This window comes from Photobacterium sp. SP02 (genome assembly GCF_038519165.1).
GTDB classification, from domain to species: domain Bacteria; phylum Pseudomonadota; class Gammaproteobacteria; order Enterobacterales; family Vibrionaceae; genus Photobacterium; species Photobacterium halotolerans.
Window position 1 is genome coordinate 1 of sequence record NZ_JASJOJ010000136.1, and the last position, 1581, is coordinate 1581.

Genomic DNA, 1581 nt, shown 5'->3' on the forward strand with positions numbered 1-1581 from the left:
CGCGTGTTGTCCGCGTCAATCAGCAAGGTACTCACCGCTGGGTCTAACGGTTTGGCCGCACTGGTTAGCGCATCACTGCGCGCCACCGCAACCAGACCGCTGACCTGCTGTACCTGCGGTTGATTGGTGATCTCAACTTGACCTTGGATACTCTGCACCGCGGGCAGGTTGGTGATCGCCATTTCCCCGCTCACTGCCTGCACCTCAGGCAAATTGCCTACGGTGATCTTTCCGCTCACAGGTTGCACTGCGGGCCAGTTGGCAATAGACACGGGCGCATCAAATGCAACGGGCACCGTCTGCTGAATCGCATCAATGGTCACGGGTTCGCGGATGCTGTGCACCTCCACCGCGCCACTGATTGCCACCGCATCAGACTGGGTGTTTACCGGGATATCGGTTAACTGGTATTTGAGCGTGACTGCCGTGCTGTGGTGGTTGTACAGCTCGATGGTCTCGAAACCACTCAAAGGCACCACGTCGTTTTTCTTCAGCTCTGTGCCAAGCTCCCGGTTCTGGGTTTTTGCCAGCAAGGTGACGGTATGGGAGCAGTCACGGATTAACAGGTACTGACTGACAGCCGAGATAATCTTTTCTCCGGCCTGTAGCTGTACTTCGATGATTTTCTGTGTCTGATACATTCCGCTACCTCTTAAGCACCACAACCAGCAGCACCAAGCCGATGACCGCCGCAAAGGCCATCATGACCTGGGTGTTCTGTCGTCCTATGTCACTGGCCCCGCCTGTGTTGGCGCTGGCATTGATGCTGTTCGCCAACTGCATGGACTGCGAGGCCAGATTGCTCTGGTTCGACGCCATGCCGCCAAGGGAACTCAGCGCCCCATTGAAGGTTTCCAGTCCAAAACTAAAGGCATCGTTCAAGGCGCTGTTATTCGACGCTAACGCATTCGAGCCAAGGGTCATGGCATCACTGGCCATTTCCCCCGCGGCTTCCATGGCACCGTGGTCAGTCATGGTGACGCTGCCATCAATGCCACTGAACATCATGCCGTTGTTCGCACCGCTGACGCCCATGCTGTTGGAGGTGTTAACGCTGTTATTGATGTTGCTGTTTGCGCTCTTTTTCGTACTGAATAAGCCCATATCAGCGCCCCCTCAGGTAGAAAAACAGCAGCACCATGGCGGCAATCGCGACCACTATTAGGGTGTAGTTCGGGGTTTTCGCCCCGAAGGTCACACCGCCCGCCTCGAAATTCATTTCGACCGGGCCGTTGGTGGTAGTCATCGGCCCGCTGTCACTCACTGACTCCAGCGCACCCAGTGCCCCGGACATATCCATGCCGGGAAAGCCCATACTGGCCCCGGCGGCAGTTCCGGCCAGACTGGCTAAACCGCCAGAAGATGATCCGCTCACAACGCCCCCTTTTTACGAAAATAGAGAAAGGCCAGCACCAGCACGATGACGCCCACGGCTATCACGCCCGCACTCAGGTACTTAGTGCCATCTGCAGCGGTATAGCCGAGGGAGCCGCCCACAAGGGCGCCGCTGCCCCACAACACACCACCGCCGATTAAGAGAGGTACTAAAGGCATTGATTACCTCCGCATTAACAAAACGAT

The 1581-nt window shown here is 56.7% G+C and carries 4 protein-coding genes; all 4 read right to left on the reverse strand.

Annotated features, from left to right (window positions below; genetic code table 11):
* On the reverse strand, positions 1-641 hold a 641-nt coding region (locus tag P0Y67_RS22575), incomplete at its 3' end, for a hypothetical protein (protein WP_342393690.1).
* Between the two features lie 4 nt (positions 642-645).
* Positions 646-1104 carry a hypothetical protein gene (locus P0Y67_RS22580; protein WP_192017826.1) on the reverse strand — a complete coding sequence of 153 codons (459 nt, stop codon included), beginning with the start codon at positions 1102-1104 and terminating at the stop codon, positions 646-648.
* A 1-nt stretch (position 1105) separates the two neighbouring features.
* Positions 1106-1375, reverse strand: a complete 270-nt coding sequence (locus P0Y67_RS22585) for a hypothetical protein (RefSeq protein ID WP_120513245.1) — start codon at positions 1373-1375, stop codon at positions 1106-1108.
* A complete protein-coding gene (locus tag P0Y67_RS22590) occupies positions 1372-1554 on the reverse strand; it encodes a hypothetical protein (RefSeq protein WP_027253759.1) in 183 nt (60 codons plus the stop codon). Before P0Y67_RS22590 ends, P0Y67_RS22585 begins: the two co-directional genes overlap by 4 nt.
* Positions 1555-1581: the final 27 nt, after the last annotated feature.